31 protein-coding genes are annotated in these 24,804 nt (G+C 73.5%); 14 read left to right on the top strand and 17 right to left on the bottom strand.

What is annotated here, in order from left to right; all coding sequences use genetic code 11:
* Positions 1-82: 82 nt before the first annotated feature.
* Entirely contained in the window at positions 83-1,363 is a 1,281-nt protein-coding gene (gene aroA / locus KIK08_RS17250) for a 3-phosphoshikimate 1-carboxyvinyltransferase (protein ID WP_214404187.1), read from the bottom strand.
* A 59-nt stretch (positions 1,364-1,422) separates the two neighbouring features.
* Here aroA and KIK08_RS17245 point away from each other — a divergent pair, with 59 nt between their 5' ends.
* Genes KIK08_RS17245 through KIK08_RS17235 form a run of 3 tightly spaced genes read left to right on the top strand, consistent with a single transcriptional unit; the run spans position 1,423 to position 3,768 of the window.
* Positions 1,423-2,217: an SOS response-associated peptidase gene (locus KIK08_RS17245; RefSeq protein WP_214404186.1), complete on the top strand. Its 795-nt coding sequence runs from the start codon at positions 1,423-1,425 to the stop codon at positions 2,215-2,217.
* The gene (locus KIK08_RS17240; protein WP_214404185.1) at positions 2,214-2,867 is read left to right on the top strand and encodes an alpha/beta hydrolase family protein; all 654 of its coding nucleotides are present in this window, start codon (positions 2,214-2,216) and stop codon (positions 2,865-2,867) included. The genes KIK08_RS17245 and KIK08_RS17240 overlap by 4 nt, the downstream gene beginning before the upstream one ends.
* Positions 2,868-2,901: 34 nt before the next feature.
* Complete coding sequence (locus KIK08_RS17235; RefSeq protein ID WP_214404184.1) at positions 2,902-3,768, top strand: patatin-like phospholipase family protein; 867 nt, start codon at positions 2,902-2,904, stop codon at positions 3,766-3,768.
* An 86-nt stretch (positions 3,769-3,854) separates the two neighbouring features.
* Here KIK08_RS17235 and KIK08_RS17230 read toward each other — a convergent pair whose 3' ends face one another.
* The 3 genes from KIK08_RS17230 to KIK08_RS17220 all read right to left on the bottom strand — a co-directional run bounded on the left by KIK08_RS17230 (position 3,855) and on the right by KIK08_RS17220 (position 6,310).
* Positions 3,855-4,979 (bottom strand): hypothetical protein, encoded by a 1,125-nt coding sequence (locus tag KIK08_RS17230; protein ID WP_408004682.1) that lies wholly within the window; start codon positions 4,977-4,979, stop codon positions 3,855-3,857.
* Positions 4,980-5,070: 91 nt separating this feature from the next.
* Positions 5,071-5,550 carry a Cys-tRNA(Pro) deacylase gene (ybaK, locus tag KIK08_RS17225; RefSeq protein ID WP_214404182.1) on the bottom strand — a complete coding sequence of 160 codons (480 nt, stop codon included), beginning with the start codon at positions 5,548-5,550 and terminating at the stop codon, positions 5,071-5,073.
* Positions 5,551-5,566: 16 nt separating this feature from the next.
* Positions 5,567-6,310 (bottom strand): alpha/beta fold hydrolase, encoded by a 744-nt coding sequence (locus KIK08_RS17220; RefSeq protein WP_214404181.1) that lies wholly within the window; start codon positions 6,308-6,310, stop codon positions 5,567-5,569.
* Positions 6,311-6,456: 146 nt separating this feature from the next.
* On the opposite strand from KIK08_RS17220, the gene KIK08_RS17215 reads away from it, so the two are divergent.
* The 3 genes from KIK08_RS17215 to rsrA all read left to right on the top strand — a co-directional run bounded on the left by KIK08_RS17215 (position 6,457) and on the right by rsrA (position 8,331).
* Positions 6,457-7,080, top strand: a complete 624-nt coding sequence (locus tag KIK08_RS17215; protein WP_214404180.1) for a TetR/AcrR family transcriptional regulator — start codon at positions 6,457-6,459, stop codon at positions 7,078-7,080.
* A 202-nt stretch (positions 7,081-7,282) separates the two neighbouring features.
* Positions 7,283-7,981 carry a sigma-70 family RNA polymerase sigma factor gene (locus tag KIK08_RS17210; protein WP_214404179.1) on the top strand — a complete coding sequence of 233 codons (699 nt, stop codon included), beginning with the start codon at positions 7,283-7,285 and terminating at the stop codon, positions 7,979-7,981.
* Positions 7,978-8,331 (top strand): mycothiol system anti-sigma-R factor, encoded by a 354-nt coding sequence (gene rsrA / locus KIK08_RS17205; protein ID WP_214404178.1) that lies wholly within the window; start codon positions 7,978-7,980, stop codon positions 8,329-8,331. Before KIK08_RS17210 ends, rsrA begins: the two co-directional genes overlap by 4 nt.
* Positions 8,332-8,518: 187 nt before the next feature.
* Here rsrA and KIK08_RS42255 read toward each other — a convergent pair whose 3' ends face one another.
* Complete coding sequence (locus KIK08_RS42255; protein ID WP_369805044.1) at positions 8,519-8,593, bottom strand: 50S ribosomal protein bL37; 75 nt, start codon at positions 8,591-8,593, stop codon at positions 8,519-8,521.
* A gap of 90 nt (positions 8,594-8,683) precedes the next feature.
* On the opposite strand from KIK08_RS42255, the gene KIK08_RS17200 reads away from it, so the two are divergent.
* Positions 8,684-10,183 carry a sensor histidine kinase gene (locus KIK08_RS17200; RefSeq protein ID WP_214404177.1) on the top strand — a complete coding sequence of 500 codons (1,500 nt, stop codon included), beginning with the start codon at positions 8,684-8,686 and terminating at the stop codon, positions 10,181-10,183.
* A gap of 561 nt (positions 10,184-10,744) precedes the next feature.
* Here the strand turns inward: KIK08_RS17200 and KIK08_RS17195 are convergent.
* Positions 10,745-10,996, bottom strand: coding sequence for a WhiB family transcriptional regulator (locus KIK08_RS17195; RefSeq protein ID WP_214404176.1), 252 nt, complete (start codon positions 10,994-10,996; stop codon positions 10,745-10,747).
* Positions 10,997-11,422: 426 nt separating this feature from the next.
* On the bottom strand, positions 11,423-12,400 hold the full coding sequence (locus KIK08_RS17190) for a diacylglycerol/lipid kinase family protein (RefSeq protein ID WP_214404175.1): 978 nt from the start codon (positions 12,398-12,400) through the stop codon (positions 11,423-11,425).
* Between the two features lie 36 nt (positions 12,401-12,436).
* On the opposite strand from KIK08_RS17190, the gene KIK08_RS17185 reads away from it, so the two are divergent.
* Positions 12,437-12,877, top strand: coding sequence for a hypothetical protein (locus tag KIK08_RS17185; RefSeq protein ID WP_250557196.1), 441 nt, complete (start codon positions 12,437-12,439; stop codon positions 12,875-12,877).
* A gap of 87 nt (positions 12,878-12,964) precedes the next feature.
* On the opposite strand, the gene KIK08_RS17180 is transcribed toward KIK08_RS17185, so the two are convergent.
* Complete coding sequence (locus KIK08_RS17180) at positions 12,965-13,555, bottom strand: TetR/AcrR family transcriptional regulator (RefSeq protein ID WP_214404174.1); 591 nt, start codon at positions 13,553-13,555, stop codon at positions 12,965-12,967.
* An 86-nt stretch (positions 13,556-13,641) separates the two neighbouring features.
* Here KIK08_RS17180 and KIK08_RS17175 point away from each other — a divergent pair, with 86 nt between their 5' ends.
* Positions 13,642-14,592 (top strand): SDR family NAD(P)-dependent oxidoreductase, encoded by a 951-nt coding sequence (locus KIK08_RS17175; protein ID WP_214404173.1) that lies wholly within the window; start codon positions 13,642-13,644, stop codon positions 14,590-14,592.
* A gap of 9 nt (positions 14,593-14,601) precedes the next feature.
* Here KIK08_RS17175 and KIK08_RS17170 read toward each other — a convergent pair whose 3' ends face one another.
* The 4 genes from KIK08_RS17170 to KIK08_RS17155 all read right to left on the bottom strand — a co-directional run bounded on the left by KIK08_RS17170 (position 14,602) and on the right by KIK08_RS17155 (position 17,127).
* Positions 14,602-15,081, bottom strand: coding sequence for a GNAT family N-acetyltransferase (locus tag KIK08_RS17170; RefSeq protein ID WP_214404172.1), 480 nt, complete (start codon positions 15,079-15,081; stop codon positions 14,602-14,604).
* Positions 15,078-15,671, bottom strand: coding sequence for an acid phosphatase (locus tag KIK08_RS17165; protein ID WP_214404171.1), 594 nt, complete (start codon positions 15,669-15,671; stop codon positions 15,078-15,080). The genes KIK08_RS17170 and KIK08_RS17165 overlap by 4 nt, the downstream gene beginning before the upstream one ends.
* Positions 15,672-15,740: 69 nt before the next feature.
* Complete coding sequence (locus KIK08_RS17160) at positions 15,741-15,986, bottom strand: hypothetical protein (RefSeq protein WP_214404170.1); 246 nt, start codon at positions 15,984-15,986, stop codon at positions 15,741-15,743.
* Positions 15,987-15,996: 10 nt separating this feature from the next.
* On the bottom strand, positions 15,997-17,127 hold the full coding sequence (locus KIK08_RS17155; protein WP_214404169.1) for an inorganic phosphate transporter: 1,131 nt from the start codon (positions 17,125-17,127) through the stop codon (positions 15,997-15,999).
* Between the two features lie 310 nt (positions 17,128-17,437).
* Here KIK08_RS17155 and KIK08_RS17150 point away from each other — a divergent pair, with 310 nt between their 5' ends.
* Positions 17,438-18,115: a pentapeptide repeat-containing protein gene (locus KIK08_RS17150; protein WP_214404168.1), complete on the top strand. Its 678-nt coding sequence runs from the start codon at positions 17,438-17,440 to the stop codon at positions 18,113-18,115.
* Between the two features lie 13 nt (positions 18,116-18,128).
* Here the strand turns inward: KIK08_RS17150 and KIK08_RS17145 are convergent, their stop codons facing one another.
* A complete protein-coding gene (locus tag KIK08_RS17145) occupies positions 18,129-18,731 on the bottom strand; it encodes a superoxide dismutase (RefSeq protein ID WP_214404167.1) in 603 nt (200 codons plus the stop codon).
* A gap of 209 nt (positions 18,732-18,940) precedes the next feature.
* Positions 18,941-19,525, bottom strand: coding sequence for a helix-turn-helix domain-containing protein (locus KIK08_RS17140; RefSeq protein WP_308257688.1), 585 nt, complete (start codon positions 19,523-19,525; stop codon positions 18,941-18,943).
* A 66-nt stretch (positions 19,526-19,591) separates the two neighbouring features.
* Between KIK08_RS17140 and KIK08_RS17135 the strand changes: the two genes are divergently transcribed.
* The gene (locus tag KIK08_RS17135; RefSeq protein WP_214404166.1) at positions 19,592-20,209 is read left to right on the top strand and encodes a class I SAM-dependent methyltransferase; all 618 of its coding nucleotides are present in this window, start codon (positions 19,592-19,594) and stop codon (positions 20,207-20,209) included.
* Between the two features lie 46 nt (positions 20,210-20,255).
* Here the strand turns inward: KIK08_RS17135 and KIK08_RS41050 are convergent, their stop codons facing one another.
* A complete protein-coding gene (locus tag KIK08_RS41050) occupies positions 20,256-20,381 on the bottom strand; it encodes a hypothetical protein (protein ID WP_256446279.1) in 126 nt (41 codons plus the stop codon).
* Positions 20,382-21,360: 979 nt separating this feature from the next.
* On the opposite strand from KIK08_RS41050, the gene KIK08_RS17130 reads away from it, so the two are divergent.
* On the top strand, positions 21,361-22,233 hold the full coding sequence (locus KIK08_RS17130; RefSeq protein WP_214404165.1) for a helix-turn-helix domain-containing protein: 873 nt from the start codon (positions 21,361-21,363) through the stop codon (positions 22,231-22,233).
* 252 nt (positions 22,234-22,485) lie between these two features.
* A complete protein-coding gene (locus KIK08_RS17125; protein ID WP_214404164.1) occupies positions 22,486-22,737 on the top strand; it encodes a DUF397 domain-containing protein in 252 nt (83 codons plus the stop codon).
* 66 nt (positions 22,738-22,803) lie between these two features.
* On the opposite strand, the gene sodN is transcribed toward KIK08_RS17125, so the two are convergent.
* Complete coding sequence (gene sodN / locus KIK08_RS17120) at positions 22,804-23,220, bottom strand: superoxide dismutase, Ni (protein ID WP_250557195.1); 417 nt, start codon at positions 23,218-23,220, stop codon at positions 22,804-22,806.
* A gap of 85 nt (positions 23,221-23,305) precedes the next feature.
* On the opposite strand from sodN, the gene KIK08_RS17115 reads away from it, so the two are divergent.
* The gene (locus KIK08_RS17115) at positions 23,306-23,623 is read left to right on the top strand and encodes a S26 family signal peptidase (RefSeq protein WP_250557194.1); all 318 of its coding nucleotides are present in this window, start codon (positions 23,306-23,308) and stop codon (positions 23,621-23,623) included.
* Between the two features lie 46 nt (positions 23,624-23,669).
* Here the strand turns inward: KIK08_RS17115 and KIK08_RS17110 are convergent.
* Positions 23,670-24,804: HAMP domain-containing sensor histidine kinase (locus tag KIK08_RS17110; RefSeq protein ID WP_214404163.1), on the bottom strand; the 1,135-nt coding region annotated here is incomplete at its 5' end.

Here is a 24,804-nt window from a genome sequence, read left to right as displayed (position 1 = left end):
TCCCCCGCCGGCGCTCGGTCGGCGCTGCGCGCAGGACGCCGTGTCGGGTGATCCGCTCGCTGACCCGCTCATCGCGATCCGCCTACACCGCCGCCCCCAGCGCGGTCGTCCACTTCCGGGCGAACCCGGGCATGGTCTTGCTCGTGCATTCGACGTCGTCGATCTCGACGCCGGGCACGCGCAGGCCGATGATCGCCCCGGCGGTGGCCATCCGGTGGTCGGCGTAGGCGCCCCACGCGCCGCCGTGCAGCGGCGCCGGGCGGATCTCCAGCCCGTCGGGCAGCTCGGTGACCGCGCCGCCCAGGCCGTTGATCTCGGCGGCCAGCGCGGCGAGGCGGTCGGTCTCGTGGCCGCGGATGTGGGCCACGCCGGTGATCCGCGAGGGCCCGTCGGCCAGCGCCGCGACGGCGGCGACCGTGGGCGTCAGCTCGCTGGACTCGTGCAGGTCGACGTCGATGCCGGCCAGCCGCCGCGGACCGCGGACGGTGGCGCCGTCGGCCGACACCGAGACCGCGCAGCCGGCCTGCTCCAGCACGGACAGCACGTGCGCCCCCGGCTGGGTGGAGCCGGCCGGCCAGCCGAGCACCGTCACCTCGCCGCCGGTGACCGCCGCCGCGGCCAGGAACACCGCGGCGTTGGACAGGTCGGGCTCGACGGCCCAGTCGCGCGCCCGGATCGGCCCGGGGGCCACCCGCCAGGTGTTGGGCTCGGCGTCGTCGACCTCGACGCCGGCCTCGCGCAGCATCGCGACGGTCATCTCGATGTGCGGCAGCGACGGCACCGGCTTGCCGTCGTGGTACACGGTGACGCCCTTCTCGTAACGGGCCGCCGACAGCAGCAGCCCGGACACGAACTGCGACGACGCCGACGCGTCGACGGTCACCTCGCCGCCGGCCACCGAACCCGTCCCGCGCACGGTGAACGGCAGCCCGTCGCCCTCGACGACGGCGCCGAGCCCGCGCAGCGCGTCGAGCACGGTCGCCATCGGCCGCTCCCGGGCCCGCGGGTCGCCGTCGAAGGCGACCGGACCGTCGGCCAGCGCCGCCGCAGGCGGCACGAACCGCATGACCGTGCCGGCCAGGCCGCAGTCGACCGAGCCGCCGCCGTGCGGGCCGTCGTGCGCGGCGAACGCGACCCGCTCGCCGTCGACCTCGACGGGCACGCCCAGCGCCCGCAGCGCGCCCACCATGAGCGCGGTGTCGCGGCTGGCCGGCGCGCCCGAGACCCTCGCCTCGCCGCCGGACAGCGCGGCCAGCAGCAGGGCGCGGTTGGTGACGGACTTGGAGCCGGGCACCGAGACGCGGGCGTGCACGGGACCGGTGGCGAGCGGGGCGGGCCAAGGCTCCGGCCGTGTAGGAGTCACGGCACCGATGATCCCGCACGAGCCCGGTCGGTGTCGGGGGGCCGTGCCACGATGGGTCCATGTGCGGCCGCTACGCCTCCATCAAGGCCCCCGCCGACCTCGCCGACGAGTTCCGCGCCGTCGACGCGACGCAGGGCGCCAAGACCACGGACTACAACGTCGCGCCCACCAAGCAGATCGCGGCGGTCGTCGAGCGGCACCCGCGTGACGCCGGCGGCGAGCCCGACCCGGACAGCACCGAGCGCACCGTGCGGATGCTGCGCTGGGGGCTGGTGCCGTCCTGGTCGAAGGATCCCAAGTCCGGCGCGCGGATGATCAACGCGCGGGCCGAGTCGGCGGCCGAGAAGCCGGCGTTCCGCCGGGCGCTCGCCTCGCGGCGCTGCCTCATCCCGGCCGACGGCTGGTACGAGTGGCAGCGCGGCCCCGAGCACAAGCAGCCCTACTACACGCACTACACCGACGGCAGCTCGCTGGCGCTGGCCGGGCTGTGGGAGTACTGGAAGCCGAAGGACGACCCGGAGGGCAAGTACCCCGACGGCCTGGTCACCGCGACGATCCTGACCACCGGCGCCGTCGGCGTGCTGGCCCAGGTCCACGACCGGATGCCGCTGGTCCTGCCGCCCGACGCCTGGGACGCCTGGCTCGACCCCGACACCGGCAAGGACGACGAGGCCATCACCCGGCTGCTGGCCCCGCCGTCGCCCGAGCTGGTGGCGCGGCTGGAGCTGCGCGCCATCGGGTCCGCGGTCAACAGCGTCCGCAACAACGGGCCGGAGCTGCTCGCGGAGCTGCCCGCCGAGGAGGTCCGCGAGCCGCTGCAGCTCGACCTGCTGGCCGGCCCCAACCCGCAATGACCACCGGAGGGACGACCGGGGCGACCACCGAGCCCGAGGCCGTGCCGGTCGACACCCCGCACGGGCCCGGCCGGATCACCGTCCTGGACGTCCCCGGCGCCCGCACGACGCTCCTGCTCGGGCACGGCGCCGGCGGCGGCATCACCGCCCCGGACATCGTCACCGTCGCGGGGGTGGCCGTGGCCGCGGGCGTCCGGGTCGTCCTGAACGAGCAGCCCTACCGGGTGGCGGGCCGTCGCGCCCCGGCCCCGGCCGGCCAGCTCGACACGGCCTGGCTGGCCGCGGTGGAGGTCGTCCGCGGGCGCTTCGCCGGCCGGCTGGTCACCGGTGGGCGCAGCTCGGGCGCCAGGGTGGCCTGCCGCACCGCGGCCGGGGCCGGGGCGGCCGCCGTGCTGTGCCTGGCGTTCCCGGTGCACCCGCCGGGCCGCCCGGACAAGGACCGCCTCGCCGAGCTGGCCCTGCCCACCGTGCCGGTCCTGGTCGTGCAGGGCGCGACCGACCCGTTCGGCCGCCCCGACCCGGCCCCCGGCCGCGACGTCGTCGTCCTGCGCGGCGACCACAGCCTCCGCTCCGACGTACCCGGCCTGCGCGACGCCGTGCGCGCCTGGCTCCTGCAACGCGATCTTGCCGGGGCCGGTTCGCCTGCATAGCGTGGCGTCGTTCGCGACGGAGCGGGGGAGTGCAGTGGCGGTTCAGGACGGCGAGCGGGCGCTCGTGCTCGGCGGTGGGGGCGTCGCCGGCGTCGCCTGGGAGATCGGGCTGCTGTCCGGGCTGGCCGCGCAGGGCGTCGACCTCGGCGCGGGCGAGCTGGTCGTGGGCACCTCGGCCGGCTCGATCGTCGGCGCGCTGCTGCGCACCGGCGCCGACCCGGAGGAGCTGTACGCGGCGCAGCTGGCCGAGGTGCCGGCCACCGAGCCCCGGGTCGAGTTCGACGGCGCGGCGTTCATGGCGTCGTTCGCGGAGGTCCTGGCCGGGGCGACCGGTCAGCAGGACGCGCGCGCCCGGGTCGGGTCGCTCGCGCTGCGGGCCGGCACCGCCCCGGAGGGCGACCGGCGCGAGATCATCGCCGCCCGGCTGGGCGGCGACCGGCCGTGGCCGGCCGGGCGGCTGGTGGTGACCGCGGTCGACGCCGCCGACGGCGAGTTCCGCGCCATCGACGCGGCGTCCGGCGTGGCGCTCGTGGACGCCGTCGCCGCCAGTTGCGCGGTGCCCGGCGTCTGGCCGACCGTCACCATCGACGGGCACCGCTACATGGACGGCGGCATGCGCTCGCCCACGAACGCCGACCTCGCCACCGGCTACGCGCGCGTACTGGTGGTGGCGCCGCTGCAGGGCATGCCGGGCAGCCCGCTGGGCCCCGGGCTCGACCAGGAGGTGGCGACGCTGCGCGACGCCGGCGCGCAGGTGCACGTCGTCACGGCGGATGAGGCGTCGTTGAGCGCCTTCGGTGCCAACCCGCTCGACGTCGCCACCCGGGAGCCGTCGGCCCGGGCCGGCCGCGACCAGGCGTCCCGCGAGGTCGACGCGATCCGGGCCTTCTGGACGGCCTGAGCCCCCCGAACGTCCGTCGAGAACGAACTTGTCGTGATCGTTCCGGCCTGTTGATCACGACAACTTCGTTCTCGACGGGCCGGGGGTCAGTGGGGGCGGGACCAGGTGGCGAGGGCGCGCGAGCGGGCCAGGAACGCGACACCCGTCCACAGCGCGGCCAGCACGCCGGCCCCGGTGACGAACGCCAGCGGCGCCGTGGGCGGCAGCGCCGCCCACAGCGACTGCAGCAGCGCGCACCCCGCCCCGACCGCCGCGACCAGCACCGCGCCCGGGAGCGGGCGCAGCAGGTCGGGCAGCCGCACCAGGAACGCGACGTCCACCGCCACCGCCACGGCCACCAGCACGAACGGCACCGCGGACGGCGGGAAGCCACCCCCGACCAGCGCCAGCCAGGCCACGCACCGGTAGGCCACGTACAGCGCGGCCACCACCGTGGCCGCCCACCGCCGCCCGATCATCATCCGGGCCAGCACCAGCGCGATGCCGGCCGCGGCGACCAACCACACCGGGTACACCCAGTCGGGCACGGGCAGCGCGAAGTGCAGGACCGCCGCGCGGTCGACGGGGCGCCCGATCTGGTCGGCGGCGAACTGCAGCAGGATCGGCTCCGCGTCGGGCTGCCCGCGGTCCCACGCGGCCACCGCCAGCACGCCGTACTCCTGCTGGCCGGCCGGGAACCACACGGTCTCCAGGGCGAACGCCCACAGCAGCACCAGCCCCGGCACGCGCAGCCGGCCCCGGCCGTAGAGCCACCAGCCGCGCAGCACACCGGCCAGCATGATCGCCGTGCCCAGGTAGAGCATGGCGTGCGAGAGGCTCCACGCGGTGATGTCGAGGCCGTTGACGGCGTGGTTGACCAGGTCGACGGGGACGGCGAGCAGGAACACCGCGATGCCGGCCTGCATCAGCCGCAGGGTGGGGCGGTCGACGCCGTAGCCGGTCCAGGTGTGGAAGGCGACCAGCAGGATGACCATCGCCGTGCCCACCGAGTTCAGCAGGTGCGGTGGGGCCAGGTCGTCGCGCAGCCAGCGGAAGTGCCACGACACGTCCCAGGTGGACCCGAACAGCTTCAGCGCCAGCGCCGCGACCCACAGCAGGTAGACGGCGCGCAGCAGGTCGGGCGGCAGTTCCCGGGGCGCGCTCCCGCGGGTGACCCACATCCGCCACAGGTTCCGCGCGCGTTCCGACATCGTCCCAGCCACGACGGCCATCATCGCGGTGACCGCGCGACGGCGTAAGGGACCTCCGTCACGATCTCGCACCGGCGGGAACGACACTGCGCCGGGCGGGCCCGGCGATCGGTCACTGCCAGACGGCGATCGGGGCGTAGCGCGCACCGGTCAGCCGGACGAGGTCGGCGGGGGCGAGCTCGACCTCCAGGCCGCGCCGCCCGGCGCTGCAGAACATCGTCGGCAGGGCCTGCGCCGACGAGTCGAGCACCGTGGGCAGCCGCTTCTTCTGCCCGAGCGGGGAGATCCCGCCGGCCACGTACCCGGTGGCGCGCTGGGCGGCGTCGACCTCGGCCATGCGCGCCTTCCGCCCGCCCAGCGCGGCGGCGAGCGCCTTCAGGTCGAGGCTCGTCGACACCGGTACGACGCCGACGGCCAGGCTGCCGTCGACCTCGACGACCAGCGTCTTGAACACCCGCGCCGGGTCGAGCCCGAGCAGTTCGGCGGCCTCCGGCCCGTACGCGGCCCCGCTGCCGTGGGTGTAGGCGTGCAGCGTGTGCGCGACCTTCTGCTTGCCCAGCAGCGCCGTCGCCGGGGTCCCCTTTCCTGCCACGGGCGCAGGGTAGTGCTCAGCCCGGGCCGGCCCAGAAGTCGGTGAGCACGCGCGCGCCGGCGGCGGGGTCCTGCAGCATCCACCAGTGGCCCAGGTCGGGCAGCTCCGCCACCCGGGCGCCGGCGCGTGCGGCCGTGCGCCGCCGCTGCTCGTGGGTGCCGCCGACGACGTCGGCACCGGCCAAAACGACCAGTCCCGGGCGGCGGGTGAGACCGCTGAGGTCGCGCCCGAGCCCGGCCATCACCGGCTGGGCCGCGGACCGGTAGAGCGCCAGCACCGCCCGTCCCAGCTCGGGGCCCTGGCCGTCGGCGATCTCCGCGGCCACGGCCTCGGGGAAGGCGCGGTCGAGCAGCCGGCGGTAGCGCGCCTCGCGAGTGCCGAACCCGGCCTCGACAGCCGCTTCGCCGTCCCCGGGCCGCTGCCACTGCCGGGCCAGCTCGTGCCAGGTGTAGTCCGGGTCGAAGATGCCGATGGCGTCGCTGACCCAGCTGCGGACCAGCTCCGGCCGGGCCGCCACGGCGTTGACGACGTGGCCGCCGCCCCAGTCGTGCCCGACGAGGTCGACGGGCTCGTCGAACCCGGCCAACCGCTCGACCAGCCAGTCCCGGTACTCGGTGACGGTCGCGCCGAACCCGGCCGGGAGCGGGGCGCCGAACCCGGGCGGGGACAGCCGGACCACGTCGTCGCGGCCCAGTTCCGCGACGAGCGGACCCCAGACGGCCGCGGTCTCCGGGTTGCCGTGCACGAACACCGCGGGCACGGTCACACCGCCCGCGGGGTCGTGGCCGGCAGCGCCGACTCGGCCAGGGCCCGTTCCTCGATCTCGATCATCGTTCCTCCTCGGTACGGTCCACCCGACGGTACTTACTTGTTATTTGACACGCAAGTTACTGGTACGGTTCCCCGGTGGTCACCCGCACACCCCGCCGCAGCCAGGCCGAACGCCGCGAGCAGACCGGATCCGCGCTCCTGCGGGCCGCGGCCGAGCTGGTCGTCGAGGGCGGGGTGCAGGCCCTGACGCTGGCCCGGGTCGGCGAGCGGGCCGGCTACAGCCGCGGGATCGTGACCCACCACTTCGGCTCCAAGAAGGCACTGGTCGACGCGCTGGCCCGGGCCAGCCAGGCCGGGTTCGTCCCCGACGCCCCGGACGAACCCGGCCTCGACCGGCTGCTGCACCTCGTCGACGGTTACATCGGCGCCCTCGGCGGCACCCGGACCATGAGCCGGGCCTTCCTGCTGCTCTGGGCCGAGGCGACGACCTCCGCCGACCTCGCCGAGACCTTCCGCGAGCGCGACGAGCGCTTCCGCGCCGACCTGCGGGCCGACGTGGCCGCCGGGATCGCCGCCGGCACCGTCCGCGCCGACGTCGACCCGCACGACGTCGCCGTCGCCGTCCTGGGCCAGCTGCGCGGCATCGGGCTGCAGCACCAGCTCGACCCGGCCGCCGTGCCCACCGAGCGGCTCCGCCGGGTCGTCGCCGACCAGTGGCGCCGGGCGCTCGTGCCCTCCGACCCGGCCGCGGGTGGTTGACGGGGGAATCACCCCGGTCGAGCACGCGTTGGGGCAGGACGTGATGCACGCGGTGATGGAACATCCGCGACCGACGGATGATCGGCGACCGGCAGGACGGACGGCGCCGGGGCGCGTACGCTCGGCCCGTCATCCGGTTGCCGCAGCGGTGGTGACCACCACCGAAGCCGGTCCGCGTCTGGTCCGGCGCGAGAGGAGCGCGGTGCCCGGCACCGAGCAGGCCGCCGACGCGGCACCGACCGACACGACCAGTACCGAGCTCGCCGATCGCAACGGCTCCGAGCTCGGCGGTCCCGATGCCGGGGCGGGGGTCGTCGACGAGGACCCGCGCGACAGAGCGGCGCGCTTCGAGCGCGACGCGATGCCGCTGATCGACCAGCTGTACGGCGCGGCGCTGCGGATGACCCGCAACCCCGCCGACGCGGAGGACCTGGTCCAGGAGACGTTCCTGAAGGCCTTCGCGGCCTTCGCGACGTTCAAGGCCGGCACCAACCTCAAGGCGTGGCTGTACCGGATCCTGACCAACACCTACATCAACGGCTACCGCAAGCGGCAGCGCCAGCCCCAGCAGTCGCCCACCGAGGAGATCACCGACTGGCAGATCGCCCAGGCCGGTGAGCACACCTCGCGCGGGCTGCCGTCGGCCGAGGTGGAGGCGCTCGACCGGCTCCCCGACAACGACGTGAAGGCGGCGCTGCAGCGGCTGCCCGACGACTTCCGCATGGCGGTCTACCTCGCCGACGTCGAGGGCTTCGCCTACAAGGAGATCGCCGACATCATGGGCACGCCGATCGGCACGGTGATGTCGAGGTTGCACCGCGGTCGGCGCCAACTGCGTGACATGTTGACCGACACCGCGCGCGAGCGCGGGTTCCTGCGCGGGCAGGAGGTGTCCCGATGAGCTGCGGCGACCACCACGACACGGACTGCGGCGAGGTGCTGGCCGAGGTCTGGCTGTTCCTCGACGACGAGTGCGACGAGCGGCGCCGCGCGCTGCTCACCCAGCACCTCGACGAGTGCTCGCCCTGCCTGGCCCAGTACGGCCTGGACGAGAAGCTCAAGAAGCTGCTGGCCACCAAGTGCGGCGGCGAGCACGCCCCGGACGGGCTCAAGGACCGGCTGCGCGAGAAGCTGCGCGGCGCGGTGCTGGAGCAGGCCACGCTGGCGGTGGACTCGGTCACCGTCGAGTCCGACGGCACCACGACCACCGTCGAGGTGCGGTCGTCCACCACGCGAGTCGAGCGCCACTGACGCACCCCCCGAGCGCCGCCGAGCGCCGGCCCGAAGTCCCGGCTGCGGAGTGGAGTCCCGGCCCAGGTTCAGGAAAGCCACGATACTGCCCTCAGAGGGCAGTATCGTGGCTTTCCTGAACCTGGGGGACGGCGGCGGCGACGGCGACAGCGTCGTGCCGTGCTGTGCCGTGCCGTGCCGCGGGTGCTCAGGTGTTGGGCTTCTTGCCGTGGTTGGCGCCCTTCTTGTTGCGGTCGCGACGCTTGCGTGCACGCTTGGACATGATTTCCCTCCCTCGGGCGGTCGTCGTCTGGTCTCCCCGATCCTCCCACGTGGTTGACTTGGCCCGGCACGGACGGGGAGGCAACCAGAGGTGTCCACGCTCAGCGAGCTGCTGGCCGACCACACGCGACTGACGGGCGAGGCCGTCGAGCACCTGCAGCGGGTGGTCGCCGAGTGGCAGTTGCTGGCCGACATGTCCTTCGCCGACTTCCTGCTGTGGGTGCCGCTGGTCGCCGACCGCGCCGCGGCGACCGACGGGTCCGCCGAGTTCCTGTGCGTCGCCCAGGCGCGCCCCACGACCGCCCCCACGGCCCATGCCGAGGACATGGTGGGCGCGCGGGTCACCGTCGCGGAGAACCCGCAGCTGCGCCGGGCGGTCGTGGAGGGCCGGATCTGCCGCGAGGAGGACCCGCGCTGGCACCTGGAGGTGCCGATCCGCTCGGAGACCATCCCGGTGCGCCACGGCGGCCGGGTCGTGGCCGTGCTCTCGCGCGATACGAACCTGGCGATGCCCCGGGTGCCCAGCCCGCTGGAGATCGCCTACCTGGGCTGCGCGTCCGACCTGTGCCAGATGGTCGCCGACGGCACGTTCCCGCCGCGGGCGGCCGCCGTGGGCACCAACACGAGCCCCCGCGCGGGCGACGGCCTCGTCCGGCTGGACGTGCACGGCCTGGTCGCCTACGCCAGCCCCAACGCGCTCTCCGCCTACCACCGGATGGGCCACGCCAGCGACCTCGTCGGCCTGTCGCTGGCCCACGCCACCCGCGAGCTCACCCAGGACCCGTTCGACGCCGCCGAGGTGGCCGCCCGCATCGGCGCGGCCCTGGAGGGCCGCCACTCGCTGCGGATGGAGGTCCACGCGCGTGGGGCGGTCGTGCTGGTCCGGGCGATGCCGCTGCGCCCGCGCGGCGACGCGGCCGGCGCGCTGGTGCTGGTGCGCGACGTCACCGACCTTCGCCGGCGCGACATGGCGCTGCTCAGCAAGGACGCCACCATCCGGGAGATCCACCACCGGGTGAAGAACAACCTGCAGACCGTCGCCGCGCTGCTGCGCCTGCAGGCCCGCCGCACGGCGATCCCGGAGGCCCGACGGGCGCTCGCCGAGAGCATGCGCCGGGTCAACTCGATCGCGCTCGTGCACGAGGCGCTGTCGGTGTCGGTGGCCGAGCGCGTCGACCTCGACGAGCTCGTCGACAAGGTCCTGCCCGCCATCGGCGACGGCGCCAGCGCCGAGTTCCGCGCCAAGGTCCGCCGGGAGGGCACGTTCGGCACGCTGCCCGCCGCCCTGGCCACCCCGCTCGTCCTGGTGCTCACCGAACTCGTGCACAACGCGCTGGCGCACGCGTTCGGGCCCGGGCGGGCCGGCGAGGTGGTGGTGTCGGCGCAGCGTTCCGCCGGCCACCTGGACGTCATCGTCGCCGACGACGGGCACGGCCTGCCCGACGGCTTCGCCCTGGAGACCTCCGACGGGCTCGGCCTGCAGATCGTGCGCACGCTGCTGGACTCGGAGCTGGGCTCGCAGCTGCAGGTGCGGCCGCGGCCGGGTGGGGGCACCGAGGCGGTCATCGGGCTGTCGCTGCGCGGGCGCTGAGCCCCGGCCGTTCGCGGCGGGTGGCCTCGGTGAGCGGTTCAGCGGCCGGACCGTGGCTGCCGCACGGGGTGGCCCTCGTCGGGGACCCGCCGTACGTCACAGGGGCGGACAGCGGGTCCGTGAGGAGGCCGCGCAGCGCCGGGGAGGACGCCACGGCCCGGGCAGGACGACGTGGGATCACGACCGTTCGCCGGTGCCCGCGGTGAGGTCCAGGTGAGGGGGCTGTGCGCAGGCACGGAGGAGGCGACCGGTCGGCGCTGCGGGGGCCTCGCCGGGCGGAAGAGATGGTGTCGGGCTTGAAAATCGGGGCCGTTGATCGGGCCCGATCGGGCGGGCGCTAACCTGAGCGCCGTGGCCGTGGCCCAGGTCGCAGAAGTACGGGGCCCGGCCCCTCCACCGGAGCTGCTGCTCCGCAAGCCCGGCGGAACGACCGCGGGCCCGAGGCCGGGTGGTGTCCGGCTTCGGGCCCGCGGTGGGGGAGTGTTCAGTTGCTACTTCAGGTACTGCTTCTACTGCTACTGAGATCTACAGCACGCTGAGATCTGCTGCAGGCCGTGCGAGTCAGGCGGTGCGGGCGCGGGTGCGCGCGTTGCGCCGCTTCAGAGCTCGCCGCTCGTCCTCGCTCATCCCGCCCCAGACGCCGGCGTCCTGGCCACTGTCGAGCGCCCAGGTGAGGCACTCGCTGACCACGGGGCAGCGTCGGCAGACGGTCTTGGCCTCAGCGATCTGCAGCAGCGCAGGACCGCTCGTCCCGACCGGGAAGAACAGCTCGGGGTCCTCGTCGCGGCAGATAGCGCGGTGACGCCAATCCATGGTCTCTCTGCTCCTCGTACTTGCGCGATCGGGGTCGCGCCGATCGTCTGTCACGGTGTTTCCGCGCTTGTGAATGGTTTCACGAGCACGCTCGATCTTCAAGGGTACGGGTCGATCGCGGTGAACCAGCTCACCTGTCCTTCGCAACGACCACCCGCGGCGGTTGGTTACGACTTCGCAACCACCTCGTGCGGCCGTGCGCAGAACGATCTGTCCCGGACCGCCTGCCGGAGTGGGTACCCCCCGCTCCCGCAGACCATGCGAGTGGGTCGTCGCGATCACTCGTCTGTCCGGGCTCCACCATGGGCTACTGTTTGCCCAGGTGCGAGCCCTTATCGGCCCGACGGTCCGCAAGCAGCGGTGAATGGACGCCCCAGGTCACCCACGCGGGTGACCAGCCGGGGCCGGCGCGACGAACTGCGGGTATCACACGACGACGCGTAGCGCGTCGCGGACCGCCCGGAACCGCACCTCGCGGTGCCGCCCCAGCAGATCGCCGTCCACCTGCAGCGCGACGGGCTCCGCGCAGCGGACCGTCACCGATGCAACGGCGTCCTGGCGCAGGACATTCCGCCCGCGCGGGTCGCCGCCCGGGGCGAGCATGCGGCGCAGCGTCGAGGCGATCGTCCCGGCCCCCAGGTCGCGCATGCCGAACAGGCCCAGCCCCGAGCGGATGGAGGTGCCCGGGTTGGTGCGCACCGCCCGGGAGCCGAGGTAGGTCCAGGTGTGGGTGGTGGTGATGAACGCGAGCCGCACGTCCGGCACGGGCGCGGCCCCGGAGATCTCGACGGTCATCGAGCGCGGCCGGCGCAGCTGGTCGACGTAGTGCTTGACGGCCGTGCCGGCGTAGCGCAGCGGCGTGGCCTCCCGGCCGGCCGCGCGGGCCTCCTCGACGGCGGCGACCACCTCGGCGTCCCAGCCCAGCCCGGCGTTGAACGTGAACCAGCGGCCGCCCGGATGGCCGGCGGCCCGCGGGCGCGGCGAGGGGGTCGGCTCGACCCGGCCCAGGCCCACCAGGACGTCGCGCTGCTCGCGCAGGGCGTCGAGGATCGTCGCGGTGGCCTCCACGGGGTCGCGGGGGCTGCCCAGCGCCCTGGCGAACACGTTGGCCGAGCCCCCGGGCACCACGGCAACCGCCGGGCGGTTCCACGGACCGGCGGCCTCGGCGCCCGGGGCGTCCAGCATGCCGTTGACGACCTCGTTGACCGTGCCGTCGCCGCCGTGCACCACGACGACGTCGAACCCGTCGACCGCCGCCTCGGCCGCGGCCCGCGCCGCGTGCCCCCGGCAGGTGGTCTCCAGCACGTCCAGCTTGAGCTCGCTGCCCAGCGCCCGGGTGATGACGTCACGCCCACCGGGTGTCGTGGTGGTGGCGTTGGGGTTGACGACGAGCAGCGCGCGCACGTCGGCACACTAACGGGGGGCCCTATCCTCGCTTGCGTGAGTACGCGCCAGTCAGCGCCGCCGTGGCAGATCCGCGTCGCCGGCGTCACCGTCGGTGGCGAAGGGCTGCTCGGGATCGGGTTCGCGGTGGCGCTGGCGATCCGCTCGACCAGCTCGCCCGCGGGCGTCGGCGCGGTCCTCGGCGAGGCCGGCTACTTCACCCTGATCGGCGCCGCGCTGGTGTTCGTCGGGTTCGGGCTGGTCACCGGACGGCGCTGGGCGCGCACCCCGGCCATCGTCACGCAGCTGCTGCTGCTGCCGGTCGTCTACTCGCTGATCGGGCCGTCGCGGCAGCTGGCGATGGGCATCGTCACCGGCGTCGTCGTGGCCGCGACGTTCATGCTGCTGATCAGCGAGCGGTCGCGGGAGTGGTCGATGGGGTTCGACCTGCCCGTCGACACCGGGCGCGACCCGACCAAGGACGACCCGTCGGGCTGAGGCTCGGCCCACCATCTCCCGCAGCACCGCGAGTCCGGCCTCGACCTGCAGTCGGGCGCCCGCCGGGGCAGCGGACGGCGAAGGGCGTCACCGGCCCGGCGCCAGTGCGAGCGCGGCGGCCCGGCGCATCGCGTCGCGGACGGCGTCCGGCGGGTCGCCCCGGCGCAGGGCCGCCACGGCCGCGCTCGCCACCGCGCCCATCAGCGCGCCGACGAGCGCGGCGGCGTCGACCTCGTCGAGCTGGTCGGGGAACGCCGCGACGAGCGCGGCGGCGATGCCCTCCTGGGCCGCGAACCCCACCTGGAGCAGGCGGGCCCGCACGGCCGGGTTGTCGACGACGAGCCGGGCCCGCAGGCCGGCGGCACCGGTGCGCAGGTCGCCGCGCCACGCGTCGGTGATCATCACGTCGGCGGCGGCCGCGAGGGCCTCGGCGGGTGACGCGGCGTCGCGCAGGACGGCGGCCGCGCCGCCGCTGACCCGCTCGGTGACGTCGGCCAGCAGCACGTCCTCCTTGGTCGCGAAGTGCAGGAAGAACGTGCGGGTGCTGACGTCGGCGGCCTCGGCGATGTCGGCGACGGTCGTGCGCTCGAAGCCGCGCTCGGTGAACAGCCGGACCGCCGCGTCCACCAGTGCCTGGCGGGTGAGCTGCTTCTTGCGCTCCCGGCGCCCCTCGACCACAGCGGTGAGCTTACTGCAGCGACTATATTGCTACAGTCAATGTAGTAATGCAGTCGATGAAGTAACACGGCGAAGTGAGGGTGGCGATGGACGTGCGTGGGCGGACGGTCCTGGTGACCGGTGCGGGGCGGGGGATCGGGCGGGCCGAGGCGCTGCACCTCGCGGCGGCCGGCGCGAACGTGGTGGTCAACGACCCCGGCGTCGAGGTCGACGGGTCCGGGGGCGACGCCGCGGTGGCCGCGGCGGTCGTCGAGGAGATCCGGGCGGCCGGCGGGCGGGCCGTCGCCGACACCGGCAGCGTCGCCGTCTGGGGCGACGCCCGTGCGATGGTCGAGCGCGCGGTCGAGACCTTCGGCGACCTGCACGCCGTGGTCAACAACGCCGCCGTGGAGGCCAACCGGGGCATCGAGCGGCTCACCGAGGCCGAGTTCGACGACGTCGTGGCGGTCAAGCTGAAGGGCACCGCCGCGGTGACGCACTGGGCGGCGGCGCACTGGCGCGAGCGGCACGCCGCCGGGCAGCGCGTCGACCGCGCCATCGTCAACACGGCATCCGGCTCGGGCCTGTCCAATCCCCTGCCCGGCCATACCAACTACGCCGCGGCCAGCGCGGGCGTCGCCGCCATGACCGTCGTGCACGCGCTGGAGCTGGGCAGGCGGGGCGTGCGGGTCAACTGCGTGAGCCCGTCGATGGTCCGCACGCGGCTGACCCGCGGCGTGCCCGGCGTGGACGGGGCGCCGGCGCGCGACCCGGACGTCGTGGCCCCGCTCGTCGCCTACCTCGTCGCCGACGGGTGCCCGCTGACCGGGCAGGTGCTGTCGGTGCGCGTCGGCAGGATCACGGTGCAGCACGGCTGGTCCGCCGGGGCGCGGGCGGTCACCGACGGCCGGTGGACGGTGCCCGAGCTGGCCGCCGAGCTGCCCGCGCTCCCCCTGCCCGACCCGTTCGCCGCCCTCGCGGCCGCGCTCGGCGGGGCGCTCGGCGACGCCGGCCGCGCCCGGCTGGAGGCGATGATCGCCGCCGGCCTCGACGCCTGACCGCCGCGACTACGGCGAGGTGGCGGCCAGCGCCGCGAGCGCGTCGTCGGTGAGACGGTGCACCGTCCACTCGTCCATGCCGACCGCGCCGATGCGCCGGTAGAAGCCCAGCGCGGGCTCGTTCCAGTCGAGCACCGACCACTCCAGCCGCGCGTAGCCCCGCTCGACGCACTCGCGCGCCAGCCGGGCCAGCAGCAGCCGGCCGAAGCCGTGGCCCCGGTGCTCCGGGCGCACGTACAGGTCCTCCAGGTAGATGCCGTGCGCGCCGCGCCAGGTCGAGAAGTTCAGGAACCACAGCGCGAAGCCGACCACCTCGCCGTCGAGCTCGGCGACGAAGCCGAACAGCGCCGGGGACGGGCCGAACAGGGCGGCGTGCAGCTGCTCGTCGGTGAGGTGGCACTCGTCGACGGCGCGCTCGTAGTCGGCCAGCTCGTAGACCAGCTTCACGACCGCCGGCACGTCCTCCGGCCGCACGTCGCGCACCGTCATCCGAAGACCCCCAGGTTGACGTGGTCGAGCCGGGGGACCCCGCGCTCGTCGCCGAGCACCGCCCAGCTCGGCGCCTCCATGGCGAACCGGACGCCCTCGGTGGCCGCCAGCCCGATCCAGCGCGCGATCAGCACCCGGCTGAAGTGGCCGTGGCCGACCAGGACGACGTCGCCGTCGGGCAGCGCGGCCCTGGCCTCGTCGAGGACGCCGTCGGCGCGGGCGGCGACCTGCTCTGCGGTCTCCCCGCCGGGGCTGGGGTGCGTCCAGACCGTCCACCCGGGGTCGGTCTCGCGGATCTCCGGGGTGGTGCGGCCCTCGTAGGAGCCGTAGTCCCACTCGCCGAGCCGCTCGTCGAGGCGGTCGGGCACGAAGCCGGCCAGCTCGGCGGTCGTCCGGGCGCGGGCGCGCGGGCTGGACACGATCAGGGCGGGCGCGTCCTCGCCGCGCACCCGCCGGATCAGCGCTCCGGCCGCCCCGGCCAGCACCCGGCCGCGCTCGGTGAGCGGGACGTCGGTGCGGCCGGTGTGCTTGCCCGACACCGACCACTCCGTCTGCCCGTGCCGCAGCAGGTACACCTTCCCGGCGCTCATCGCGACGATCCTATCCGCGGCCCTTCCCCGTCGCCCGGTTCTCCGGCCTCCGGAGAACCGGGCGGTGGGTCAGAAGACGATCACGTAGAGGCCGTAGCCGACGATCGCGGCCGCGGCCAGCAGGCACACCGCGGCCACCGCGGTGCCGGCACCCGGGCCGAGCGACGGGCGGGCGCCGTCGGCCGCCCCGCCCACGGGCTGCGGCGCCCGCGCGGACAGCCCGACCAGCGCCAGCGCCACCAGCACCACGACCGCCACCCCGGCGGCCAGCGAGACGGCGCAGACCAGGAGCAGGGAACCCCAGGCGATGCTCATCGAGATCCCCTCAGGCCGCGACGGGCTCGTCGGCGGTGACCGGCGGCACGTCGTTCACGTTGTGGGCGGTGACCGGGTGCCGCTTCGACGCCGCGTAGATGCCGATCGCGATCGCGACCGCGACGAGCGCGACGATCACCGTGCCGGCGGTGCCGGTGCCCGACACCCACGCGGCGACCGCGCCCACGGCCGCGGCGGCCGGCAGGGTGAGCAGCCACGCGATTGCCATCTGCCCGGCGACGCTCCACCGCACCGCGGCCAGCCGGCGCCCGGCGCCCGCCCCGAAGATCGCCCCGGTGGCGACCTGCGTGGTCGACAGCGCGAAGCCCAGGTGCGAGGACGTGAGGATGACGGCGGTGGCGCTCGCCTCGGCGGCGAAGCCCTGCGGGGTCTGGATGTCGCTGACCCGCTTGCCGAGCGTGCGGATGATGCGCCAGCCGCCGAGGTAGGTGCCCAGCGCGATGGCCAGGCCGGCGGACAGGATCACCCAGAACGGCGGGGACGAGTCGGGCGCCAGCGTGCCGGCCGTGATCAGCGTCAGGGTGATGACGCCCATCGTCTTCTGCGCGTCGTTGGTTCCGTGGGCGAGCGCGACCATCGAGGCGGAGACGATCTGGCCGTAGCGGAAGCCCCTCCGGACGGTGCCGTCGTGGGCGCGCGCGGTGAGCCGGTAGGCGAGGTAGGTGCCGATCAGGGCGATGACGCCGGCCAGCAGGGGGGAGACCAGGGCCGGGAGGATCACCTTGGTGAACACGGAGCCGAAGTTCACCGCGCCGACCCCGGCCGCCATGATCGACGCCCCGATGAGCCCGCCGAACAGGGCGTGCGACGAACTGGATGGCAGCCCGAGCAGCCAGGTCAGCAGGTTCCAGATGATCGCCCCGATCAACCCGGCGAAGATCACCACGGGGGTGATGCGGGTCTCGTCGACCATCCCGCTGGAGATCGTCCTGGCGACCTCGACGGACAGGAACGCGCCGATCAGGTTCAGCACGCCGGCGATGGCCACCGCGGTCCTGGGCTTCAGCGCGCCGGTGGCGATGGACGTCGCCATCGCGTTGGCCGTGTCATGGAAGCCGTTGGTGAAGTCGAAGATCAGCGCGGTCGCGACGACCACGACGACGATGAGGGTCAATTCCATGCACGAGCTCCCCTGCTCGACGCTGCACCCGGTGGGGCGCGGTGCGAACTGAATCGATTCCGTGACGCTGCCCGTTGATACCTGGCAGAGCTGTGGGACCGGAACGCGGGCGTCACCTGCGCCCAGATGAACAGTGACTGACGGGAAGCTCGAAAGTCGACACTGCGAGGCGATTCGGGTTCGTCCGGGAGGGTGATGTTTAGCGCAGTGATTTGTGGGTAGGGATCACTCGCTCGGCGGAACGGGTGACCTGCCGGTTGTGCTCAGGGGAACGGCCGCGTTGTCGTGGGTGCTGCGTACAGTGCCGGCCGTGGCACGAGCGGCGCGGTCGAAGGTCAAGAAGCTCCGTCCCGACCCGCCCGACGTCCCGTCCTCGCGCGACCCGGCACCCCGGTTCCCCCAGTTCGACATCACCTGGGACGGCCTGCTCATCGGCCCCGACGTCGAGGTGCCCGAGCACGTCGCCGACCTGACGCTGCAGGAGTGCCGCTGGGAGGGCGCGGACCTGTCCGGGCGCAGCTTCACCGGGCTGCGCTGCCGCGACACCGAGTTCGTGCACTGCGACCTGTCCGGCGCCGTCCTCGACGACGCCGGCCTCACCCGCGTCACGTTCACCGACTGCCGGCTCACCGGCACCGCGCTCAGCGGCGCGTCCCTCACCGACGTGCACATCCGCGACTGCCGGGCCGACATGGCCAACCTGCGCATGGCGCGGGGCAAGTACCTGCTCGTCGAGGACACCGGCCTGCAGGGGGCCGACTTCTACCGCTTCACCGGCAGCGACTGCGGGCTCGTCGGCTGCGACCTGACGGGCGCCAGCTTCGCCGACGCCGAGCTGACCGACGCCTACCTGCACCGCTCCACACTCGACGAAGTGCGCGGCGCGTTCGCGCTGCGCGGTTCCCGGATCAGCGCGGACCAGCAGGTCCCGCTGGGCGGGGCGCTGCTGGCCGCGCTGGGCATCCAGGTGACCGACTCCCCGGTCTGAACCGGGGGACGGGTCAGCGGGCGCGGGCCGCGGCGAAGCGCGCCTCGGCGTCGGCCCAGTTGACGACGTTCCACCAGGCCTTGACGTAGTCCGGCTTGACGTTCTTGTACTGCAGGTAGAACGCGTGCTCCCACATGTCGAGCATGACCAGCGGGACCTGGCCGGCCGGCAGGTTGGCCTGCTGGTCGTAGAGCTGGTGCACCAGCAGCCGCTTGCCGAGCTGGTCCCAGCCCAGGATGGCCCAGCCGGAGCCCTGGATGGTGGTCGCCGCGGCGGTGAAGTGCGCCTGGAAGCCGTCGAAGGAGCCGAAGGACTCGTCGATGGCGGCACCGAGCTCGCCGGTGGGCTTGTCGCCGCCGTCCGGGGAGAGGTTCTGCCAGAAGATCGAGTGGTTGACGTGCCCGCCCAGGTTGAACGCGAGCGTCTTCTCCAGTCCGACGATCGAGTCGAAGCCGCCCCCGGCCCGGGCCTCCTCGAGCTTGCCGAGGACGCCGTTCAGCGCGGTCACGTAGGTGTTGTGGTGCTTCGAGTGGTGCAGCTCCATGATCTCGCCGGCGATGTGCGGGGCGAGGGCGCCGTAGTCGTAGGGCAGGTCGGGGAGGGTGTAGTCGGCCATGGGACCTTCCGTCGAGGTTATTCTCGCAAGGATCTTGCAGGAGCGACCCTAGCGCGATAGGTGGACGTGCGCCGGTTGTTGACCTACCCTTCCTGCACGCTCCTTGCAGTAACGCGGAGCCCGCGCTGGGTGATCGTTCTGGCAGCTCGACCCCGGCGCCGCACGGCGGGCGGGGTACCCGCGAACCCGACGGGTATCCCGACCGGCGTTCAGGAACGGCGCGGCTGCGCCCGGATGTGCATCCGCTCGCCCTGCGGGCCGAACAGGCTCAGTAGCTCGGCAGGCTCCGGACCGGGGTTGGCGAACCAGTGCGGCACGTGCGTGTCGAACTCCGCGACCTCGCCCGGGCGCAGGATCACGTCGTGCTGGCCCAGCACCAGCCGCAGCCGCCCGGACAGCACGTAGAGCCACTCGTAGCCCTCGTGCGAGCGCGGGTCCGGCTCGGCGTTCGACGGCGGCATGACGTGCTTGAACGCCTGCAGCCCGCCCGGCCGCCGGGTGAGTGGGATGATCGTCTGCCCGAACCGCTTCATCGGCCGCAACTGCACCCGCGGATCGCCGGTCTCCGGCGCGTCGACCAGCTCGTCCAGCGACACCTGATGGGCCCGGGCGAGCGGCAGCAGCAGTTCGAGCGTCGGCTTGCGCTGGCCGGACTCCAGGCGCGACAGCGTGCTCACCGAGATGCCGGTGGACTCCGACAGCTCGGTCAGGGTGGCGCCGCGCTGGCGGCGCAACTCGCGCAGCCGGGGCCCCACCGCCTCCAGGGCGCCGGCCAGGTCCGCGTCGTCGGTCACCCGACCACTTTGCCACAACGGCAACGGATGTTGTCGAGATCGCGGTCCGTCGGGCAGTGTCGGCGCATGGGAGCGGCGCAGGAGTTCTGGGACGGGCACTACCGGGCGACGACGCGGGTGTGGAGCGGGAACCCGAACGCCGTGCTGGCCGACGTCGTCGGACCGCTGGCCCCCGGCACCGCCCTCGACCTGGGGTGCGGCGAGGGCGGCGACACCGTCTGGCTGGCCCGCCGGGGCTGGCGGGTCACCGCGGTCGACGTCTCCCCGACGGCCCTGGAGCGGGTCGCGTCGCGCGCGGCCGACGCCCGGGTGTGCGCGCTGGTGCGCACCGAACAGCACGACCTCGCCGCCACGTTCCCCGACGGGCGCTACGACCTGGTGTCGGCGCAGTACCTGCAGTCGCCGGTCGACCTGCCCCGCGACCGGGTGCTGCGCTCGGCCGCCGCGGCCGTGGCGCCGGGCGGGCTGCTGCTGGTGGTCGAGCACGGGTCGGCGGCACCGTGGTCGTGGAACCAGGACGCCCGGTTCCCGACGCCGGATGACCTCGTCGCCGCGATGGGGCTGGTGGAGGGGGAATGGGAGATCGAGAGGGCGGGCACGCCGCGCCGGGAGGCGACCGGGCCGGGCGGGGAGAAGGCGATGGTGGCCGACGTCGTGGTCGCGGCGCGGCGGGGGCACGGATAGGCGCGACCCACCCCCCGCCGGCATGGGCCGCGCCGATCCGCCCCGATCAGCCGAGGAACGCCGCCGATCCGATCGCGTCGGCGGCCGCCGGGTCGCCCCCGCTCGCGAGGAGCAGGATCACCAGGGCGACCACCGTCGCGGTGAACAGGACGACGCGAATCGCCGTGCCCACGGGTATCAGGATGTAGGGCTGCTTCATCTATGACCTCCGGTTCACACCGTCGGCGAGGTCAACCGGGCACGGCGAACCCCGCCGACGGCCTCCATGTGATGTCGGATCGAGCCGATCCGCCTGGACGGTTGCCGCCGTCCGGAATGGAAGTTTCCACTTCGGAAGGGCAGCGGTCAAGCCGAGGAATGCAATCCGATGGATGTGCTGAAATCCAGCGGACCGCCGGTGCGACCTGCGCCCGATGCATTCTTCAGAACGGTAGGTCGTGGCGTGCGCGCTTTTCCTCGAGGGGGTGTCGTGACGCCACGTGGCAGGCGGAACACCTGGCACCGCGACGTGCGCCCAGCCGGCCAGGAACATCGGCTTGCATGCACTGTGCAAGGTGGCGGATGAGAAGACCCTGACCCGGAGCAGGCCACTTGACAGGTCGCGATCCGGTCCGCACCCTGATGGCCGGACGACCTCGTCGTGCCTCCATGTGAAGGGTCGACACCCCAGTTGCCGCTGGCGTCGGCCGCCGTCTGGCCACCACCGCAGTGTGCGGGGTGGCCAGACGTCGTTGCCGCGCGGCCCGGTCGACCAGGCCTGATGCGGCCCGGTGCCGTGGCGACCCTGCGGTGATCGAAGCTCCCGCCCAATGCTCCCACGCCGGTCTCGATCGCCTCTCGCGTCCCATCACGTTTCGATCACCAGCGAACGTCCACTATGTCTGATCGCTAACGCTTTGCTGTCGAGCCGCCGCATGCGGGGTGCGCCGCTGCGGTGTCGGCAACTGCAACACGCTGCTTTGCGACGTGTGTGCTGTGGGGTATCTTCGGTGCGGGTGGCGGGGTGGTGCGTAGCGCTGTGCATCGTGGCATGCCGATATCCGCTGCAGATGCACGTGCATATCGAGAACATGGATCGACCTGGTGTTGCTGATCGTCAGGCCGGGCTGCGCTGCGCCCTCCGGGTCGTTGAGCCGGCGAGGAGGACTGCCATGAGCAGCCCGGTGGCGATGCGACTGCAGTTGAGGGTCGAGTTGAAGCGACTGAGGGTCGAGGCGGGGCTGACGCAGAAGTACGTCGCCGACAGGCTGGACTGGTCGCCGTCGAAGGTCATCCGGATCGAGAACGGCCAGGTGGCCGTCGCTGTGTCGGACTTGCGTGCCCTCACCGCCATATACGGACAGCGCGACGAGCAGGTCCTGGCGACCCTGGAGCGCCTTGCGCGCGGTTCGAAGCGCCTGCCGTTCACCGAGTACCGGGACATCCTCACGTCGGACACGATCAACTTCTTCGGCTACGAGGGTTCGGCCGCGGTGATCCGACAGGTCAACCCTGCTGTCGTGCCCGGAATCCTGCAGGCCGAAGAGTACGCACGCAGCGTCCTTGGTCTGCGCGACAGAACTCCGGCCGAGATCGACCGGATGGTTCAGACCCGGCGAGATCGCCAGGAGATCCTGGAATCGGACCGCCCATTGCTGCATTTCATCCTGGACGAGAGCGTCCTGCGTCGGCAGGTGGGCGGCCCGAGCGTTATGCGAAGCCAGTTGTCGTGGATCCTCGAACTCGTCGACAGTGGTCGGATATCGGTGCAGGTGCTTCCGTTCGAGCTGGGGTACCACGAATGCTTGCGCGGATCGTTCGTCCATCTGGAGTTCGGTAGCGCCAGTGAATCCGACATCCTCTTCATGGAGAATGCGTGGGGTGGTCGTCCACAGTTCTTCGAGGACTTGGAGACGACCGGGTCGTACAAGGAGATCTTCTACGGCCTAGAGAATAAGGCGCTCGACGCGATCGCAAGCACTGCTCTCATCCGCGGCATCCAGGAATTCTTGGAAACGGTCACCGAATCGGGTGCCACTGGCTAGTCGCCGCTGCCTCGGGTGCCGCTCCTCGTGGGTTGGCCGTGCTGGTACGCTACCGAGTTCGGCTGGGATTCGTCTCGAGAACATGCTGGTCAGCACGCTAGCGAGCGGCACGGGGTCCGATCGCGATTCGGACACACCCGTTCGGTGCGCCAATGTCGAGGTTTGACCGCCAAGCCGACGGCGTGGTGACCCCTCCGGCCCTGCGTCGAGCACTACCATCCCGCGCGACCAGACCAATCCTGGGCCTGCATTATGTTGCGGAAGGGGCAGGGTGTGATAACGCCACCGCCAGATGGTGCCGAAGTCCAGTGGCACACGAGCAGTTTCAGTCACAATGTGGACTGCTTCGAGGTCGGCTTCGCGAGAAATGTCGTCCTGGTGCGTGACACCAAGAACCGGGAGCTCCCCCCGGTCTCCTTTGGGTCGTCGACGTGGATCGACTTCACGGCGGCTGTGCGCCGTGGTGAGTTTTCCTCCATTGGCGCACTGGAGGTTTGGATGTGACCGAGTTCGAATAAACGGAACGGCGCCGACGAGAATCGTTTCTCGTCGGCGCCGTTCGACACCTGGTCAGGCGGCCTGCTTGGTCTCCCAGAAGATCTTGTCGATCTGGGCGATGTAGTCCAGCAGTTCCTGCCCGGTGGCCGGGTCGGTGGACGACTTCGCCCCACCGGGCCCGCCGCCGGCCTTCTTGGTGGCCTTGTTGAACAGCTCGTGCAGCTCGGGGTACTTCTCGAAGTGCGGGGGCTTGAAGTAGTCGGTCCACAGCACCCACAGGTGGTGCTTGACCAGGTCGGCCCGCTGCTCCTTGATCTCGATGGCCCGCTGGCGGAACTCGGGGTCCTCGTTGCCCTGGTACTTCTCCTGGATCGCCTTGACCGACTCGGCCTCGATCCGGGCCTGGGCGGGGTCGTAGACGCCGCAGGGGAGGTCGCAGTGCGCGGTGGCCTCCAGCCGCGGGCGGAGAATGCGGGTCAGCATCCGCATGGGGTGTCCTCCCTGGGTGATCGTTCTGGCAGGGCCGACCCTACTCGTGGACACCTGCGGTGGCAGGTCCGGTGAAGGGGGTCTCATGCGGTGGCGGCGGGTGTCGGTGCGGGGGCCGTCGATGTCGCCGGCATTGAGCGACGGCGACGTGGTCGTCGTCCGGTTCGGTGCGCCGGTCCGGGCGGGTGACGTGGTGCTGGTGACGTGGCCGGCGCGGCCGGGGCAGCTGTCGGTGAAGCGGGCGGTCCGCCCCGACGGCGACGGCTGGCTGGTGCGCGGCGACAACCCGTTCGGCTCCACCGACTCGCGCACCCTCGGCCCGGCCACCGTCGTCGCGGTCGTCCGGGCGCGCTTGTGGCCCCGCCCCGGCCGGCTGCCCCCGTCGAGAACGAAGTTGTCGTGATCAACAGGCCCTGTTGATCACGACAAGTTCGTTCTCGACGGGACCCTCAGGGGGCGGGGAGGGTGATCGTGAAGCGGGCGCCGCCTTCGGGGGCGGGGGAGGCCTCGATGCGCCCGCCCATCCGGGTCACCAGGCCGTGCACCAGGGCCAGGCCGATGCCGCCGGTGCCGCGACGCTCGCGGTAGCGCTCGTGCAGCACGCCGGGGGTGAACGCGACGGCGTAGTCGTCGGGGGAGAGCCCGGGCCCGCCGTCGCGGACCTCCAGCACCGCCCCGCCGGGCACCGGGCGCACCGCCAGCACCAGCGGCGCCCCGGCCGGGACGACGCGCAGGGCGTTCTCGGCCAGGCCGTCGACGACCTGGCGCACCCGGCGCGCGTCGGCCCGCACGACCACCGGTCCGTCGGGCACCTCCAGCCGGAACGCGACGCCCGCCGCGGCGCCGCGCGCCTGCCAGACGTCGGCCGCCTCGCGGGCCAGCGCGCCCAGGTCGACGGGCGCCGGGTCGAGGGGGAAGTCGTCGGCCTGCAGGCGGGCCAGCTCCATCAGGTCGTCGACGAGCCGGTTGAGCCGCTCGGCCTCGCGCAGCACCACGCGGCCGACCTCGGGCACCTCGTCGCCGGTCACGACGCCGTCAACCAGCGACTCGGCGAACCCGCGCACCGCCGTCAGCGGGGTGCGCAGCTCGTGCGACACCGACAGCAGGAACGCCCGCTGCCGGGCCTCGCTGCGGGCCAGCGCGTCGGCCAGCTCGTTGACCGCGCCGGCCACCTCGGCGATCTCGGTGGGGCCGCGCTCGGGGATGCGCACGTCGCGCCGACCGGCGCGCAGGGCCGTCGCGCCGGCGACCGCGCCGCGCAGCGGCCGGGCCAGCAACCGGGCCACGACGAACCCGACGACCAGCGAGGTCGCCGCGCCGGCCAGCAGCGCGAAGGCGAGTGAGCGGCGCAGCTGCGGGCCGACGCCGACGGCCCGGTCCACCGGCTGCACCAGCGCGAACCCGCCGCCGCCGACCGGCCGCGCCTCGACCAGCACGGTCCGCCCGTCCACCTCGGTCGCGGCCGACACCGACCGGCCGGCGAGGACGCCGGCGACGGCGGTGCCGGCCAGCGCCGCCGCGGTGGCGCCGGTGGGGCGCGGGTTCAGCCGCCCGGCCGGGCCGACCACCAGCACGTCGACGCCC

Source organism: Pseudonocardia lacus, from assembly GCF_018531445.1.
Taxonomy (GTDB): Bacteria; Actinomycetota; Actinomycetes; order Mycobacteriales; family Pseudonocardiaceae; genus Pseudonocardia; species Pseudonocardia lacus.
The sequence above is the reverse complement of the archived record's forward strand: the minus strand, read 5'-3'. Positions and strand labels throughout refer to the sequence as shown.

Excerpts from the sequence above, each read along its gene's own strand:
- KIK08_RS17155 (WP_214404169.1), bottom strand. The coding sequence starts at position 17,127 with ATGGAATTGACCCTCATCGTCGTCGTGGTCGTCGCGACCGCGCTGATC.
- sodN (WP_250557195.1), bottom strand. The coding sequence starts at position 23,220 with ATGCGGATGCTGACCCGCATTCTCCGCCCGCGGCTGGAGGCCACCGCG.
- rsrA (WP_214404178.1), top strand. The coding sequence starts at position 7,978 with ATGAGCTGCGGCGACCACCACGACACGGACTGCGGCGAGGTGCTGGCC.
- KIK08_RS17145 (WP_214404167.1), bottom strand. The coding sequence starts at position 18,731 with ATGGCCGACTACACCCTCCCCGACCTGCCCTACGACTACGGCGCCCTC.
- KIK08_RS17240 (WP_214404185.1), top strand. The coding sequence starts at position 2,214 with ATGACCACCGGAGGGACGACCGGGGCGACCACCGAGCCCGAGGCCGTG.
- KIK08_RS17195 (WP_214404176.1), bottom strand. The coding sequence starts at position 10,996 with ATGGATTGGCGTCACCGCGCTATCTGCCGCGACGAGGACCCCGAGCTG.
- KIK08_RS17170 (WP_214404172.1), bottom strand. The coding sequence starts at position 15,081 with ATGACGGTGCGCGACGTGCGGCCGGAGGACGTGCCGGCGGTCGTGAAG.
- KIK08_RS17245 (WP_214404186.1), top strand. The coding sequence starts at position 1,423 with ATGTGCGGCCGCTACGCCTCCATCAAGGCCCCCGCCGACCTCGCCGAC.
- KIK08_RS17135 (WP_214404166.1), top strand. The coding sequence starts at position 19,592 with ATGGGAGCGGCGCAGGAGTTCTGGGACGGGCACTACCGGGCGACGACG.
- KIK08_RS17230 (WP_408004682.1), bottom strand. The coding sequence starts at position 4,979 with ATGGCCGTCGTGGCTGGGACGATGTCGGAACGCGCGCGGAACCTGTGG.
- KIK08_RS17125 (WP_214404164.1), top strand. The coding sequence starts at position 22,486 with ATGTTGCGGAAGGGGCAGGGTGTGATAACGCCACCGCCAGATGGTGCC.
- KIK08_RS17165 (WP_214404171.1), bottom strand. The coding sequence starts at position 15,671 with ATGAGCGCCGGGAAGGTGTACCTGCTGCGGCACGGGCAGACGGAGTGG.
- KIK08_RS17130 (WP_214404165.1), top strand. The coding sequence starts at position 21,361 with ATGAGCAGCCCGGTGGCGATGCGACTGCAGTTGAGGGTCGAGTTGAAG.
- KIK08_RS17115 (WP_250557194.1), top strand. The coding sequence starts at position 23,306 with ATGCGGTGGCGGCGGGTGTCGGTGCGGGGGCCGTCGATGTCGCCGGCA.
- KIK08_RS17175 (WP_214404173.1), top strand. The coding sequence starts at position 13,642 with ATGGACGTGCGTGGGCGGACGGTCCTGGTGACCGGTGCGGGGCGGGGG.
- KIK08_RS17160 (WP_214404170.1), bottom strand. The coding sequence starts at position 15,986 with ATGAGCATCGCCTGGGGTTCCCTGCTCCTGGTCTGCGCCGTCTCGCTG.